This is a genomic window from Dactylosporangium sp. CA-052675, assembly GCF_050947935.1.
Classification (GTDB): domain Bacteria; phylum Actinomycetota; class Actinomycetes; order Mycobacteriales; family Micromonosporaceae; genus Dactylosporangium.
Genome location: NZ_CP192010.1, coordinates 1,957,607 through 1,970,051, shown reverse-complemented (window position 1 = coordinate 1,970,051; position 12,445 = coordinate 1,957,607). Strand labels below are relative to the sequence as shown.

General features: G+C 74.3%; 18 protein-coding genes. 11 read left to right on the top strand and 7 right to left on the bottom strand.

Annotation, left to right across the window (positions count from 1 at the left end):
• Positions 1-18 precede the first annotated feature (18 nt).
• Complete coding sequence (locus ACQP1P_RS08865; RefSeq protein ID WP_433084861.1) at positions 19-1,377, bottom strand: NAD(P)/FAD-dependent oxidoreductase; 1,359 nt, start codon at positions 1,375-1,377, stop codon at positions 19-21.
• 76 nt (positions 1,378-1,453) lie between these two features.
• Here ACQP1P_RS08865 and ACQP1P_RS08860 point away from each other — a divergent pair, with 76 nt between their 5' ends.
• From ACQP1P_RS08860 to ACQP1P_RS08850, 3 genes are all read left to right on the top strand, one after another.
• On the top strand, positions 1,454-2,326 hold the full coding sequence (locus tag ACQP1P_RS08860; protein ID WP_433084859.1) for an LLM class flavin-dependent oxidoreductase: 873 nt from the start codon (positions 1,454-1,456) through the stop codon (positions 2,324-2,326).
• Complete coding sequence (locus tag ACQP1P_RS08855; protein ID WP_433084857.1) at positions 2,323-2,805, top strand: aminoacyl-tRNA deacylase; 483 nt, start codon at positions 2,323-2,325, stop codon at positions 2,803-2,805. The genes ACQP1P_RS08860 and ACQP1P_RS08855 overlap by 4 nt, the downstream gene beginning before the upstream one ends.
• Positions 2,806-3,124: 319 nt before the next feature.
• Positions 3,125-3,835, top strand: coding sequence for a C40 family peptidase (locus ACQP1P_RS08850; RefSeq protein WP_433084855.1), 711 nt, complete (start codon positions 3,125-3,127; stop codon positions 3,833-3,835).
• An 83-nt stretch (positions 3,836-3,918) separates the two neighbouring features.
• On the opposite strand, the gene ACQP1P_RS08845 is transcribed toward ACQP1P_RS08850, so the two are convergent.
• Positions 3,919-4,347: a cupin domain-containing protein gene (locus ACQP1P_RS08845; RefSeq protein WP_433084853.1), complete on the bottom strand. Its 429-nt coding sequence runs from the start codon at positions 4,345-4,347 to the stop codon at positions 3,919-3,921.
• Between the two features lie 76 nt (positions 4,348-4,423).
• Here ACQP1P_RS08845 and ACQP1P_RS08840 point away from each other — a divergent pair, with 76 nt between their 5' ends.
• Together ACQP1P_RS08840 and ACQP1P_RS08835 are read left to right on the top strand one after the other, a co-directional pair.
• Positions 4,424-4,837 carry a WapI family immunity protein gene (locus ACQP1P_RS08840; RefSeq protein ID WP_433084852.1) on the top strand — a complete coding sequence of 138 codons (414 nt, stop codon included), beginning with the start codon at positions 4,424-4,426 and terminating at the stop codon, positions 4,835-4,837.
• 52 nt (positions 4,838-4,889) lie between these two features.
• Positions 4,890-6,098 (top strand): hypothetical protein, encoded by a 1,209-nt coding sequence (locus ACQP1P_RS08835; protein WP_433084850.1) that lies wholly within the window; start codon positions 4,890-4,892, stop codon positions 6,096-6,098.
• A gap of 87 nt (positions 6,099-6,185) precedes the next feature.
• Here the strand turns inward: ACQP1P_RS08835 and ACQP1P_RS08830 are convergent, their stop codons facing one another.
• From ACQP1P_RS08830 to ACQP1P_RS08820, 3 genes are read right to left on the bottom strand one after another with little or no spacing between them, the layout of a single operon-like run.
• Entirely contained in the window at positions 6,186-6,551 is a 366-nt protein-coding gene (locus tag ACQP1P_RS08830) for a VOC family protein (protein WP_433084848.1), read from the bottom strand.
• A 35-nt stretch (positions 6,552-6,586) separates the two neighbouring features.
• Positions 6,587-7,237 carry a trimeric intracellular cation channel family protein gene (locus ACQP1P_RS08825; RefSeq protein WP_433084846.1) on the bottom strand — a complete coding sequence of 217 codons (651 nt, stop codon included), beginning with the start codon at positions 7,235-7,237 and terminating at the stop codon, positions 6,587-6,589.
• 46 nt (positions 7,238-7,283) lie between these two features.
• Positions 7,284-7,676 carry a hypothetical protein gene (locus ACQP1P_RS08820; protein WP_433084844.1) on the bottom strand — a complete coding sequence of 131 codons (393 nt, stop codon included), beginning with the start codon at positions 7,674-7,676 and terminating at the stop codon, positions 7,284-7,286.
• A 182-nt stretch (positions 7,677-7,858) separates the two neighbouring features.
• Between ACQP1P_RS08820 and ACQP1P_RS08815 the strand changes: the two genes are divergently transcribed.
• Together ACQP1P_RS08815 and ACQP1P_RS08810 are read left to right on the top strand one after the other, a co-directional pair.
• Entirely contained in the window at positions 7,859-8,068 is a 210-nt protein-coding gene (locus ACQP1P_RS08815) for a hypothetical protein (RefSeq protein WP_433084842.1), read from the top strand.
• Between the two features lie 70 nt (positions 8,069-8,138).
• The gene (locus ACQP1P_RS08810) at positions 8,139-8,513 is read left to right on the top strand and encodes a hypothetical protein (protein WP_433084841.1); all 375 of its coding nucleotides are present in this window, start codon (positions 8,139-8,141) and stop codon (positions 8,511-8,513) included.
• Positions 8,514-8,522: 9 nt separating this feature from the next.
• On the opposite strand, the gene ACQP1P_RS08805 is transcribed toward ACQP1P_RS08810, so the two are convergent.
• On the bottom strand, positions 8,523-8,990 hold the full coding sequence (locus ACQP1P_RS08805; RefSeq protein WP_433084839.1) for a hypothetical protein: 468 nt from the start codon (positions 8,988-8,990) through the stop codon (positions 8,523-8,525).
• A gap of 41 nt (positions 8,991-9,031) precedes the next feature.
• Here ACQP1P_RS08805 and sigJ point away from each other — a divergent pair, with 41 nt between their 5' ends.
• On the top strand, positions 9,032-9,865 hold the full coding sequence (sigJ, locus tag ACQP1P_RS08800) for an RNA polymerase sigma factor SigJ (protein ID WP_433084837.1): 834 nt from the start codon (positions 9,032-9,034) through the stop codon (positions 9,863-9,865).
• Between the two features lie 4 nt (positions 9,866-9,869).
• On the opposite strand, the gene ACQP1P_RS08795 is transcribed toward sigJ, so the two are convergent.
• The gene (locus tag ACQP1P_RS08795; RefSeq protein WP_433084835.1) at positions 9,870-10,439 is read right to left on the bottom strand and encodes a DUF998 domain-containing protein; all 570 of its coding nucleotides are present in this window, start codon (positions 10,437-10,439) and stop codon (positions 9,870-9,872) included.
• Positions 10,440-10,503: 64 nt separating this feature from the next.
• Between ACQP1P_RS08795 and ACQP1P_RS08790 the strand changes: the two genes are divergently transcribed.
• The 3 genes from ACQP1P_RS08790 to ACQP1P_RS08780 are packed head-to-tail and all read left to right on the top strand — an operon-like array spanning position 10,504 to position 12,375.
• On the top strand, positions 10,504-10,962 hold the full coding sequence (locus ACQP1P_RS08790; protein WP_433084833.1) for a MarR family winged helix-turn-helix transcriptional regulator: 459 nt from the start codon (positions 10,504-10,506) through the stop codon (positions 10,960-10,962).
• Complete coding sequence (locus ACQP1P_RS08785) at positions 10,940-11,365, top strand: organic hydroperoxide resistance protein (RefSeq protein ID WP_433084831.1); 426 nt, start codon at positions 10,940-10,942, stop codon at positions 11,363-11,365. The genes ACQP1P_RS08790 and ACQP1P_RS08785 overlap by 23 nt, the downstream gene beginning before the upstream one ends.
• Entirely contained in the window at positions 11,362-12,375 is a 1,014-nt protein-coding gene (locus tag ACQP1P_RS08780) for an NADP-dependent oxidoreductase (protein WP_433084829.1), read from the top strand. Before ACQP1P_RS08785 ends, ACQP1P_RS08780 begins: the two co-directional genes overlap by 4 nt.
• Positions 12,376-12,445: the final 70 nt, after the last annotated feature.

Genomic DNA, 12,445 nt, shown 5'->3' with positions numbered 1-12,445 from the left:
TGGTGCCACGATTCGTGCCTATGCGGTCGCCGGGCGTCGCCGCCCCAGCACCCGGCGGGCGATCCCCGGTCGCAGCAGGGCGGCCGGCGGGTCCAGCAGGTTCGTGACCCGGCTGAACGCGAGCGAGACGACCTCGTCGTGGGCCGCGGTGGCGTACAGCCGATCCAGATACCGGTTCACCAGCCGCGTCCGCGCGTCCCTCGGCCCCTGCACGCCGGGCAGGGCCGCGTCGCCGCCGGTGGCGATCTGCCACGGGATGTCGACGATCGGCCGGACCGCGCGGAAGAACCGCGGGGCGTCGAGCTCCCCGCCGCGGCCGAGCGCCTCGCCCAGCCGCAGCGCCTCCACGCCCGCGACCGACATGCCCTGGCCGTACATCGGGTTGAAGGAGCACATCGCGTCCCCCACGACCACGAAGCCCTTCGGGAAGCGGCGCAGGCGGTCGTACCGGTACCGCGTGCTCGCCGGGTAGCGGAACCGGACCGCCTCGTCGTCCAGCGGCGGCGACGCCTCGATGATGTCGGAGACGTACGGCAGCGGCAGCCGCTTCGCGTAGGCCCGGAAGCCGGCGTCGTCCAGCGGCGCGTGGTCGCCGAGGATGCCGAAGAGGGTGATGACCGCCCGGCCCCCCTCCTGCAGCATGACCGCGCCCCCGCGCGGGGCCGCGGCCGAGGGCCCGACGATGATCGCGATGTCGCCGTCGAGCAGCGCCGGGTCGACCGCGTAGTGCCGGGAGACGTAGGCCAGGTCGACGTGCAGCCGCTCCTCGGCCGGCGGCTCGTAGCCGAGCTCCCCGAGCCAGCGCGGGGCCCGCGAGGCGCGCCCGGTCGCGTCGACGACCAGGTCCGCCGCGAGGGTCTGCGGGGCGCCGGTCCGCGGGTGGATCCGCGCGCCGGTGACGCGCGCCCGCGCGGGGTCCGCCTCGATCCCGGCGATGTCCGTCCCGCCCCGCACGGCCACGCCGGGCAGCGCGAACACCCGGGACCGCACGTACGACTCCAGGTACGGCCGGCTGAACGACAGCGCCCGCAGGCCGATCGGCACCTGCTTGAGCCGGAACCCGTTCGCGCAGAAGCGCACGTTGCCCAGCACGTCCCCGGCCGGTACCCCGGCCGCGGCCAGCTCCCCCGCGGCCCCCGGGAACAGCTCCTCGATCACGTTGAGCCCGGCCGCGAGCAGCCCGTGCGCGTGCCGGCCCTGCGGCACCCCGCGGCGCACCGCCCGCTCCCGCGGGTCGGCGGCCGGATCCCCGGCCCAGGTGCCCTCGAGCTCGTCGCGCTCGACGATGGTCACCCGCGCGAAGTGCCCGGTCAGGACCCGCGCCGTGAGCAGGCCCGCCATGCTGCCGCCGAGTACGACGGCGTGTCCTTGCCTCATACCCTTCCCGCGTTCCGTCCCGTGCCACGGGAGGGAACGGCCAAGGGAGCCGGCGGCCGGTGCAAGACTGATCTTCATGACGACGCTCGGTGCCGTATTTCTGCCGCAGCTGCCGCCCGAGCGGCTGCGGTCCATCGTGACCGCCGCCGACGAGGCCGGGCTCGAGGAGCTGTGGCTGTGGGAGGACTGTTTCCTGGAGGGTGGCCTGACCACCGCCGCCGCGGCGCTGGCCTGGTCGGACCGGCTGCGGGTCGGGGTCGGGCTGCTGCCGGTGCCGCTGCGCAACGTGGCGATCGCCGCGATGGAGATCGCCGCGCTGTCGCGGATGTTCCCGGGGCGGGCGACCATCGCCGTCGGGCACGGGGTGCAGGACTGGATGGGGCAGGTCGGCGTGCGGGCGGCGTCGCCGCTGACGCTGCTGCGGGAGTACACGCTGGCCCTGCGCGCCCTGCTGGCCGGCGAGCGGCTGTCCACGCGGGGCAGCTACGTGCGCCTCGACGGCGTCGCGCTGGACTGGCCGCCGACCGGACCCGCCCCGATCCTGGTGGGGGCGATGGGTCCCAAGACGCTGCGGCTGTCCGGGGAGGTCGCCGACGGCACGGTGCTCACGGCGGGCGTCGACGTCGACGGGGTACGCCGCGCCCGCGCCCTGGTCGAGGAGGGCCGCACGGCCGCGGGCCGCACCGGCGAGCACGAGATCGTGATGTACCTGCACGCCGCGACCGGGCCCGGCGCCGAGGCGCGGCTGGAGGCCGAGCGGGTGCGCTGGGGCTACACCGGCGACGCCGACGTGCTGGCCGCCGGGGACGAGCACGCGATCGCCGCGGCCGTGCGGCGCTGGGCGGAGGCGGGCGTCGACCGGGTGATCCTGCAGCCGACGCCCGACGATCCGGATCCGGAGGGTTTCGTACGGTTCGTGGCCGAACGCGTCCGGCCGCTCGTCCCGTGAGCGCCAACCCGGCCGTCGCGGCGGTGGCCGCCAGCGGCATCGACTACCGGGTCGTCGAGCACGGGCCCGTGCGCAACCTGGCCGAGGCCGCCGCGGCCCGCGGGGTCGCGGTCGCCGACGTGGTGAAGACCATCGTGGTCCGCCTCGCCGACGACGACTACCGCTTCGTGCTCGTCCCGGGCGACCGGGTCATCTCCTGGCCGAAGCTGCGGGCCCTGCTCGGCGTGGCCCGCATGTCGATGCCGGACGCGGCCACGGCCAAGGCCGCGACCGGGTTCGAGCGCGGCACGATCACCCCGTTCGGCTCCACGACGGCCTGGCCGGTCATCGCCGACGAGCGCATCCGGGGCCGCGCGATCAGCCTCGGCGGCGGTCGCCACGGGGTCGCCCTCGCGGTCGCCGCCGACGCCGCGATCGAGGTTCTCGGCGCCACGGTGGCGGACATCTCCGAGGCGGAACCACCGGCATCGAAACCTTGATCGACAGGTCTGTTTTCCGCCGGTATATCCGGAATGAATGCCCGCCGATGCGGGAATTTTTCGGCAAATGACCGGCAAATCGGATGCGCCGGTTCTACTTTGGCTCTCGGCAGAGATCATTGCCCGGGTCTTCCGATCCGGCGCGGCGGGCACCATTCGCCGCCGCGCCGGGCCGCGGTTTCGTCAGCGGATCGGGGGAGCGCACGAGTGCCCCGGGCCGAACGGGGAGCCACACCTGTCCAGACATGACGTACGCCGCAGCCTGGCGGCGGCCACGACCGCCTGCACCATCGTCTGCGCCGTCCTCGGCGGCGCGCTGATGAGCGGGAACTCGATCCACGCGGCCCAGCCGGCCCCGGCCCGGGCCGCACCCGGCCCCCGCGCCACCGCGACCACCACCGCGACCACCACCGCGATCACCGCCGAGCTCCCGGACCGGCTGGCCGAGCTGCGCGGCGTCTCCCGGGGCATCCGCCCCGCGCGGCCGCCCGCGCCGGCCGCACCCGCCCCCGCGGCCGCACCGGTCACGGAGTCCACCCGGGCCACCGGCGCCCGGGCCTCCCGCGCCTCGCGGACGGCGCGCCCGGCCGGCTCCGGGCGCGTGACCCGCCCCCGCGCGACCCGGCCGCCCGCCTCGAAGCCGGCCCCGCGCCCCAAGATCCGCCGCACCGCCGCCGCACCCAACGGCGCCGGCTACTCGGGCGGCGTCGTGGGCTTCGCGATGGCCCAGGTCGGCAAGGACTACGCGTTCGGCTCCGCCGGCCCGGACGCGTTCGACTGCTCCGGGCTCGTCGTCGCCGCGTACCGCAACCTGGGCATCGCCCTGCCGCGCTCGACCGGCGGCCTCGCCGGCGTCGGCCGCCCGGTGTCGCGCGGCGAGCTGCAGCCGGGCGACCTGGTGTTCCCGAGCTCGGGCCACGTGGGCATCTACATCGGCGGCGGCCGCATGGTGCACGCGTCGACCGAACGCGGCGGCGTGAAGATCTCCGGCATCTACGCGTTCCGTTTCGCCCGGCGGGTCATGAACTGACGGTCATGACCCGACGGTGGCAGCCGGACGGCACCCGGGGAATACGCGCGGAATACGCGCGGAACGTCCCGGGAATCGCGCGGTCAGCCGGACAGGCGGAAGTCGGCGAAGTCGAAGCCGGGCGCCACGACACAGCTGACCAGCACCGGCTCGTCGCCGGCGGGGGCGGCGGACTGCCACACGCCGCCGGGCACGAGGATCTGGGGGCGCTGACCGGCCGCGACATCCGCGCCGAGCAGCGCCTCCGGGCCGGGGCCGGGCCGGTCGCCGGAGCCGCCGAGGCGCAGCGTCAGCGGGCCGCCGCAGTGCCAGAACCACAGCTCGTCGGAGCGGACCACGTGCCAGGCGGACTCCTCGCCCGGGTGCAGCAGGAAGTAGATCGCGGTGGCGGCGCTGCGGGGGCCGTCGTAGCCGGGCGGGTCGAGGGTGACCGGCGAGCGCCAGGTCTCGCGGTACCAGCCGCCCTCGGGGTGCGGCTGCAGGTCGAGGTGCTCGGCCAGGTGCGGTCTCATGGGGGTACCGTATCCGCCCTCGCGATCCGCCCTTTCGCCTGTAGTGGGGCGCCCGGCGGTTTGCGATGCTGGGCGCGTGAGACTGCAGACGCGCACCGGGGCCTTCGTCGAGTTGCGAGCGATCAAGGCGGCCGGCGAGCCGCTGCTCGTCGAGGGGGCCGTCGACGCGCTCGACGGGCGGGCCTGGCGGTTCCGGGCGCCGGCCCTGACCGCGGAGGAGGCCAAGCGCCTGGCCGACTGGCTGCTCAAGGCCGCGAAGGGCCGCATCGAGCTGCAGAGCCGCCTCACGTTCGCGGACCTGTCCTTCACCATCGACGAGCACGAGGTCGGCGAGCCCCGCCTCGTGGTCGGCTTCTCCCGCTCCACCGCCCCCGAGTGGCTCGGCCCCGAGCGGGCGATGACGTTCGACTACCCCGTCACCCTCGACCTGACCACGGAGGCCCTGGAAGCCGCGGCCGTGGACTGGGACCGCGAGCTGCGCCGCCGCTGAGCGCTACCTGGGCATCACCGGTGCGCCGCCGCCCCCGGGCTACCATCGCCCAATGCGAAAGCGCTTCGGGGCAATGCTGCTGGTGGCGGCGCTCGCGCTGGCGGGCTGCGGCGGGGACGGGCCGGGTGCGGCCGATCCCGGCGGGCACGACTCCGCCGCGGCCGCCGGCTCCTCCGCGCCGGGCGGCCCGCAGGCGGACCCGGCCGGCGTCGGCGCCCTCGGGGCCGCCCCCGGCCCGTCGAGCACCGGCCAGCCCGCCGCCGCGGCCCCGTTCGCCTTCGGCAACCCGTCCGGCAGGGCGGCGATCCCGGCCGAGGCCAAGGCCGAGAGCACGGCCCAGCCGACGAAGGTGGTCGGCGACGGCAGCCCGGCCGGCTGCACCTCGGAGAGCTTCGTCTCGGCCGTCTCGGGCGGCGGGGTGATCACGTTCAACTGCGGCCCGGGCGCGGTGACCATCGTGGTCAAGCAGACCGCGAAGGTCCGCAACCGCTCGGCCAAGGTGGTCATCGACGGCGGCGGCAAGGTGACGCTGAGCGGCGAGGGCAAGCGCCGGATTCTGTACCAGAACACCTGCGACAAGAGCCTGGAGTGGACCACGGACCACTGCCAGGACCAGGCGACCCCCGCGCTGACGGTGCAGAACATCGTGTTCGCCGACGGCAACTCGACCGGCGACCGGACCGAGGGCGGGGGCGGCGGCGCGATCTTCGTGCGCGGCGGGCGCTTCAAGGCGGTGAACACCAAGTTCGTGCGCAACCGCTGCGACGACACCGGCCCGGACCTGGGCGGGGCCGCAGTGCGGGTGCTCAGCCAGTATCAGAACAAGCCCGTCTACATCGTCGGCAGCACGTTCGGCGGCGCCTCCGGCCAGGGCGGCGTATGCGCCAACGGCGGCGCGCTGAGCAGCATCCAGGTGTCCTGGGTGGTCCTGAACAGCCTCTTCTCCTACAACTCGGCCGTCGGCCGCGGCGCCAACCCGGCCCGCTCGGGCACGCCCGGCGGCGGCAGCGGCGGCGCGATCTACTGCGACGGCGACAACTTCACCGTGCGGCTCGCCGGCACGCTGATCGAGCAGAACAAGGCCAACGAGGGCGGCGGCGCGGTCTTCTTCGTGAGCAACGACCGCACCGGCACCATGGCGATCGAGGGCTCGACCCTGCGCAAGAACCCCAGCGCCGGCTTCGAGACGGACGGCTTCCCCGGCATCTTCTTCCTCGGCGCCCGGCCGCCGTCCGTCTCGGGCTCCACCCTGAGCCGCTAGATGCAGGTCCGGTAGGCGTGGTCCGGTAGGCGCTGGGTCCGGCCGGTGTCGGTCCGGCCGGACCCAGCGCCTACCGCCCGGGAGGCCCTACGAGCGCAGGCAGAGGCAGAGCGGGTGGCCGGCCGGGTCCTGCAGCACCGTGTAGCGCTCGGCGCCCGGCTGGAACTCCGGCTTGGTCGCGCCCAGCTTGAGCGCGCGGGCCTCGGCGTCGGCGAGGTCGTCCACGTAGAAGTCGAGGTGGAACTGCTTCGGCGACGGGCCCTCGGGCCAGGTCGGCGCCTCGTACGCGGGCACCTGCCCGAACCCGATCGACGTCGTGCCGTCGCTGATCATGGCGTACTCGGCCTGGCTGTGCGTCACGTCCCAGCCGAGGACCTCACTGTAGAAGGTGGCCAGCACCGGCGGCTCGGCGCAGTCGATGTTGACCATGATGAGGCTCGCGAATCCAGTCATGCCCCGATCTTCACGCGCATTCCTGCCACCCAGTGTCAGGAATGCTCGTCCGGGTCGGGATTTCGTGCACCGCTCCCGCCGCCCGGGGTCGGGGCGGACCAGTTGCGGCGGATGGCCACCATGCGCAGCGCGAAGGTGAAGGTGGCGGCCAGCGCGATGGCGATCGGCCGGCGCACGTGCGTCGCGTCCAGGGCCGCGACCGAGACGCACCCGATCAGCCCGGCCACGGCGTAGATCTCGCGGCGCAGCACCGTCGGGATCTCGCCGGTCAGCAGGTCGCGGACCAGGCCGCCGCCGATGCCCGTGATCATGCCGATGATGCAGGCGCCGATCGGCGGCACGCCCGCGTCGAGCGCCTTGAGCGTGCCGGTCACCACGAACAGCCCCAGCCCGGCGGCGTCCAGCACGAGCACCGTCCAGCGCAGCCGGCTCACGGCCGGGTGCAGCCAGAAGGTGGCGGCCGCGGTGAGCACCGCGACCACGGCGTAGCGCCAGTCCACGAACGCGTTGGGCTGCACGTTCACGAAGACGTCGCGCATGATCCCGCCGCCCAGCGCCGCGCTGAAGCCGACGAACACCACGCCGAACAGGTCGAGCCGCTTGGCCACCCCGGCGGTGGCGCCGGAGGCCGCGAACACGGCGATGCCGACGAGGTCGGCGACGAGGAGAGGGCTCACAGGCACCATGTATAACGGCCGCCCGGTGCGCCGGGCGGCCGTTTCGCGGCGCGCGTCAGATGTTGTTGATCACCGACATCGTGGCCTCGTGCTGCATCGCCAGCATGTCCGAGACGGCGGCCGCGTCGTAGTACCCGCCGTCCGAGGACCCGCCGTCGGCGCCGCTCACGTCGCCGTCCAGGTTGCCGCCGGAGCCGTCGTAGTCGGCGGCGACCGAGGGGTCCGCCTCGCCGGTCAGGTCCGTGACCTCGCCGGTCCTGGCGTCGTACAGCTGCTCGTAGACGCCGTCGCCGTCGCTGTCGAGGGCCGCGACGTCCATCTGGCCGTCGTGGTCGAGGTCGCCGACGATGACGTTGCTGCCGTCGTCGAGCGTGTAGATCGCCGCCGGGTCGTCGGTGCCGTTGCCGTCGAGGTCGGCGCTGAAATTGGTGTAGTCGTCGTCGCTCATATCGGTGGTGCTCCCAAATCCGTCGGAAGAACGTGCGGGAGTCACGCTAGGAGACCGGCGGCGCCGTTCACTCCCCCTTTGCTGCCAAGCCGACAGCGAAAGCGACGCAGGTCACGCCCGGGGTTTGCGGCAGGCAGGCCCGGGGGTATCTATCCGTCGATCTCTTCAGAAGGAGGCAGGCAGTGGGCCGGGGTTCCTCGATCGGCGGGGTCATCCTCGTCATTTGGCTGATCATCGGTGTCATCGCGGCGGGTCAGCGCGGCTACTTCAACAGCGACGACGCGAACTGCGCCAAGGCCGGCACCATCGCGGTCACCATCATCGCGGGGCCGCTGAACTACCTCGGGGTCAACCCGAAGATCAATTGTGAGCTGCCGCAGCCGTCCAAGTAGGCCGTCGCCGTCCATGATCCTCGCGCCTCGCGCTCAGCCGTCTCCCAGCGTGCAGCGGTAACGTTCCGGGATGGACGAGTTCGAGGCGCGCAGGGTCGTCGACGCGCTGCGTGAGCGCGGCGTGCCGGCCCACGTGGAGATGGCGAAGGCCGGGCTCAGCGAGTTCGGCGTGCGGGTGCAGCTGTTCGACGGCCGGGTCGCGGTGTGGGACACCGACGGCACCGCCGGGCTGGAGGCGCAGGTGATGCGCGACGGCATCCTTGTCGGGTTCGTCCCGATGATCGAGGGGTCCGAGCAGTTCACCGAGGCCCAGGTCGTCGACGCGATCGAGCGGACCGACTACGACCGGCCGATCGCCCGCCGGCGCACGAGCGCGCCGCCGGCCGCGCCGCCACTGCCGCCGGAGGGCGGCTTCTTCCGCCGGCTGCGCGGCGGATTCCGCTGAGCCGGTCCGTCAGTCGTTGATCTCCGCGCGCTCGATCTCGGCGAAGGCCCGGGTCAGCAGCTCGGCGAAGCCGCGGTTGCCCAGCAGGTCCTCGATGAGCAGCGGCGCGTGGGCCGCGAGCGCGCGCGGCGGCACCGGCGCGTCCTCGTCGGTCTCGTGAATGCCGAGCGCCCCGACCAGCAGCACCACCATGACCTGCGGGTCGACGTCACGCCACTGCCCCGCCGAGCGCACCGCGTGCTCCAGCGCGGCCCGGATGTCGTCGCCGTCGAGCCCGTCCGGGTGCCGCTGCTCCAGCAAGGTGCGCACCACCGCCCCCAGCACCCGCCCGGTCTGCTCGGGGTCGAGCCCGCCGAGCCGCTCGACCGCGTCCGCGTAGGCCGCCTCGTCGCGCGCCCGCGCCGCCTCCACGGCCTCGGCCGAGGCGACGGCGATGGCACGGGCGGCGGGCGGCAGGTGCCGCCAGTTCGAGGTCATGCCGAAACCCTAGACAATCGGCGGCCCTGGACAATCGGCGGATGGAACGCTTCGCCGAGCACCGGCCGATGCTCTTCGGCCTCGCCTACCGGATGCTCGGCAGCGTCCACGACGCCGAGGACGTGCTCCAGGAGGCGTACCTGCGCTGGAGCGCCGCCGACCGGTCGGACGTCGCCGAGCCCCGCCGCTACCTCACGCGCGTGGTCGCCCGGCTCGCCGTGGACGCGCTGCGGGCCCGGCAGGCGCGGCGCGAGGACTACGTCGGCACCTGGCTGCCGGAGCCGGTGTCGACCGAGCCGTCGCCGTTCGGCGCGGTCGACACCTCCGACCTGTCGATCGCGGTCCTGCACCTCATGGAGCGCCTGACGCCGCCCCAGCGCGCGGTGTACGTCCTGCACACCGCCTTCGCCGTGCCGTACCCCGAGATCGGCGCCATCCTCGGGCGCTCCGCGGAGGACTGCCGCCAGCTGCACCACCGCGCGGCCGGGGCGCTCGCCGGCAAGGCGCGCTTCAGCACCGACCCGGCCGAGATCGCCCGCCTGCTCGACGGGTTCCTGGCCGCGGCCCGCCAGGGCGACGTCGCGCGGCTCGAGCGGATGCTGCACGACGACGTGGTGGTGTGGAGCGACGGCGGCGGCCGGGCGCGCGCGGCCCGCAACCCGATCCGCGGGCGGGACAGGACGATCCGGTTCTTCGTCGCGGTGGCCGGCCGCCGCCTCACCGACCGGCCCGCGATCCTCAACGGGCACCCGGCGCTGCTCATGGACGGGCGCCGGCGGTACCCGCTGAGCATCGCCGTGGTCGACGGGCGCATCGCGGGCGTCTACCTCGTGCCGAACCCCGAGAAGCTGGCCGGCATCGACGAGTACCGGTGAAGGCTCATCGGGCGGCCCGGCGCAGCAGCAGCACCGTGGCGAGCGGCCAGACCGCCTGCGCGCCGGCTGCGAGCCGCTCGGCCAGCCCGACCAGCACGCCGGTGCCCAGGGCCACGGTGAAGAGCAGGACGAGCGCGGCGAGCGCCAGGGCGGCCGGGACCATCACGCCGGCCGGGGGCCGGGCCGCCGCCGCGCCCGGGTTGCGCCACAGCGCCGGCCACAGCGCGAGACAGGCGAACGCGATCGTGGCGGCCGCCTGGTGCGGGCCCGACGTGCCGCCGGCGGGCAGCGGGAACGCGGCGACGAGCACGGTCGCGACCCCGCCCACGGCGAGCATCACCCGGGCGGGCACCGCGATCGGGTCCAGCCCGCGCGCGGTGACCACGTGGCAGATCCCGACGCCGAGCAGCGCCAGCGTCATCACCCAGCGGTGGTCGGCGTCGAGCCCGGCCAGGGCGCTGATCGTCTCGCGCAGCGAGTCGAACCCGCCGGCCTGCACGGCCGCGGCGACGGTCCACCCGCCGACGAGCAGCACGGGCGCGGCGGCGGAGGACCACAGGGTGTACCGGCGCATGCGACGAGTATGACGGCCGCAACTTCAGTCGCGCGCGACTCAATCGCGCGATAGGCTTCGGCGCGTGGACGTCCTCCCACTCGACCGGCAGGTCTGCTTCGCGCTCTACACCGCCACCCGCGCGGTCACGGCGCGCTACCGGCCCCTGCTCGACGAGCTCGGCTTGACCTACCCGCAGTACCTGGTGCTACTCGCGCTGTGGGAGCAGGACGAGCGGACGGTCAAGGACCTCGGCGCGGCGCTGCGGCTGGACTCCAGCACGCTGTCGCCGCTGCTGAAACGCCTCGAGGCGGCCGGCCTCGTGGCGCGGGAGCGACGCGCCGACGACGAGCGCTCGGTCACCGTGCGCCTCACCGCCGGGGGTTCGGCGCTGCGGGCGCGGGCGGCCGGCATCCCGGCCCGCCTGGTCTGCGACGGCGGCCTCGGCCTGGGCGAGCTCGAGGAGCTCCGCGACACCCTCGTGCGGCTCACCGCCGCACTCCAGCGACAGGGAGAAATCGATGCAGGTGCTGTACACCGCTGACGTGACCGCGTCCGGGGACGGGCGCAACGGGCACGTGACGAGCGCCGACGGGATCCTCGACCTCGACGTGCGCATGCCCAAGGAGATGGGCGGCGCGGGCGAGGCGACCAACCCCGAGCAGCTCTTCGCGGCCGGCTACGCGGCCTGCTACCACAGCGCGCTGCGCAGCGTGGCCCGCCGCCAGAGCGCGCTGCCGGCGGTCGAGGGCTCGCAGGTGCAGGCGCGGGTCGGCATCGGCCCGAACGACGCCGGCGGCTTCGGCCTCGAGGTCTGGCTCACGGTGACCCTCCCGGCCGCGGACGCGGCGACCGCCCAGGCCCTCGCCGACGCCGCGCACCAGGTCTGCCCCTACTCCAACGCCACCCGCGGCAACATCGACGTGCACATCGAGGTCGCGGCATGACCGAGGTGAACCGCGTCTGGTGTCTCGCGGCCCGGCCCGACGGGTTTCCGTCCACTTCGGACTTCGAGCTGCGGACCGAGCCGGTGCCGCAGCCGGGCCCCGGCCAGGTGGTCGTGCGCAACGAGGTGATGTCCGTCGACCCCGCGATGCGCGGCCGGATGAACGACGTGAAGTCCTACGTCGCGCCCTTCCAGCTCGGCGCACCGCTGGACGGCGGCGCGGTCGGCACCGTGGTGGCGTCGCAGAGCCCGGACGTCGAGGTCGGCGCGAGCGTCCTGCACGGGCTCGGCTGGCGGGAATACGCGCTGCTGGACGCCGAGCGCGTCCGCACCGTCGACACCGCGGCCGCCCCGGCCTCGGCCTACCTCGGCGTGCTCGGCATGCCCGGCCTCACCGCCTACGCCGGGCTGCTCGACGTGGCCCGGATGCGCCCCGAGGAGACGGTGTTCGTCTCCGGTGCGGCCGGGGCCGTCGGCACGCTGGTCGGGCAGATCGCCCGGCTGCGCGGCGCCCGCCTGGTGATCGGCTCGGCCGGGTCGGCGGAGAAGGTGCGGTACCTCACGGAGGAGCTCGGCTTCGACGCCGCCTTCAACTACCGCGACGGGGACATCCACACCCAGCTCAAGCGCCTCGCGCCGGACGGCATCGACGTCTACTTCGACAACGTCGGCGGCGAGCAGCTCGAGGAGGCGCTGTTCCGGATGAACCTGCACGGGCGGATCGCGGTCTGCGGGGCGATCTCGCAGTACAACACCCCCGACGCCAAGGGCATCCGCAACCTGAGCCTGCTCATCAGCAAGCGCCTCACGATGCAGGGCTTCCTCGTGCTCGACCACTGGTCGCGCCGCGAGGCGTTCACCGAGGAGATGGTGGGCTGGCTGCGGGAGGGCAAGGTCAAGGTCGCCGAGACCTTCGTGGACGGCATCGAGCACGCCGTGGACGCGTTCCTGGGCATGCTCAAGGGCGAGAACCTCGGCAAGATGGTCGTCCGGATCGGCGACGGCGCGTAACACCGCGCCGGCTGACCGGCCCCGGCCTCGCCGCGAGGACGGGGCCGGCCCGCCAGCGGGGTGACGCACG

Coding starts and splice junctions, on each gene's coding strand:
- ACQP1P_RS08865 (WP_433084861.1), bottom strand. CDS start 1,377: ATGAGGCAAGGACACGCCGTCGTACTCGGCGGCAGCATGGCGGGCCTG.
- ACQP1P_RS08860 (WP_433084859.1), top strand. CDS start 1,454: ATGACGACGCTCGGTGCCGTATTTCTGCCGCAGCTGCCGCCCGAGCGG.
- ACQP1P_RS08850 (WP_433084855.1), top strand. CDS start 3,125: ATGAGCGGGAACTCGATCCACGCGGCCCAGCCGGCCCCGGCCCGGGCC.
- ACQP1P_RS08845 (WP_433084853.1), bottom strand. CDS start 4,347: ATGAGACCGCACCTGGCCGAGCACCTCGACCTGCAGCCGCACCCCGAG.
- ACQP1P_RS08835 (WP_433084850.1), top strand. CDS start 4,890: ATGCGAAAGCGCTTCGGGGCAATGCTGCTGGTGGCGGCGCTCGCGCTG.
- ACQP1P_RS08830 (WP_433084848.1), bottom strand. CDS start 6,551: ATGACTGGATTCGCGAGCCTCATCATGGTCAACATCGACTGCGCCGAG.
- ACQP1P_RS08825 (WP_433084846.1), bottom strand. CDS start 7,237: ATGGTGCCTGTGAGCCCTCTCCTCGTCGCCGACCTCGTCGGCATCGCC.
- ACQP1P_RS08820 (WP_433084844.1), bottom strand. CDS start 7,676: ATGAGCGACGACGACTACACCAATTTCAGCGCCGACCTCGACGGCAAC.
- ACQP1P_RS08810 (WP_433084841.1), top strand. CDS start 8,139: ATGGACGAGTTCGAGGCGCGCAGGGTCGTCGACGCGCTGCGTGAGCGC.
- ACQP1P_RS08805 (WP_433084839.1), bottom strand. CDS start 8,990: ATGACCTCGAACTGGCGGCACCTGCCGCCCGCCGCCCGTGCCATCGCC.
- sigJ (WP_433084837.1), top strand. CDS start 9,032: ATGGAACGCTTCGCCGAGCACCGGCCGATGCTCTTCGGCCTCGCCTAC.
- ACQP1P_RS08795 (WP_433084835.1), bottom strand. CDS start 10,439: ATGCGCCGGTACACCCTGTGGTCCTCCGCCGCCGCGCCCGTGCTGCTC.
- ACQP1P_RS08785 (WP_433084831.1), top strand. CDS start 10,940: ATGCAGGTGCTGTACACCGCTGACGTGACCGCGTCCGGGGACGGGCGC.
- ACQP1P_RS08780 (WP_433084829.1), top strand. CDS start 11,362: ATGACCGAGGTGAACCGCGTCTGGTGTCTCGCGGCCCGGCCCGACGGG.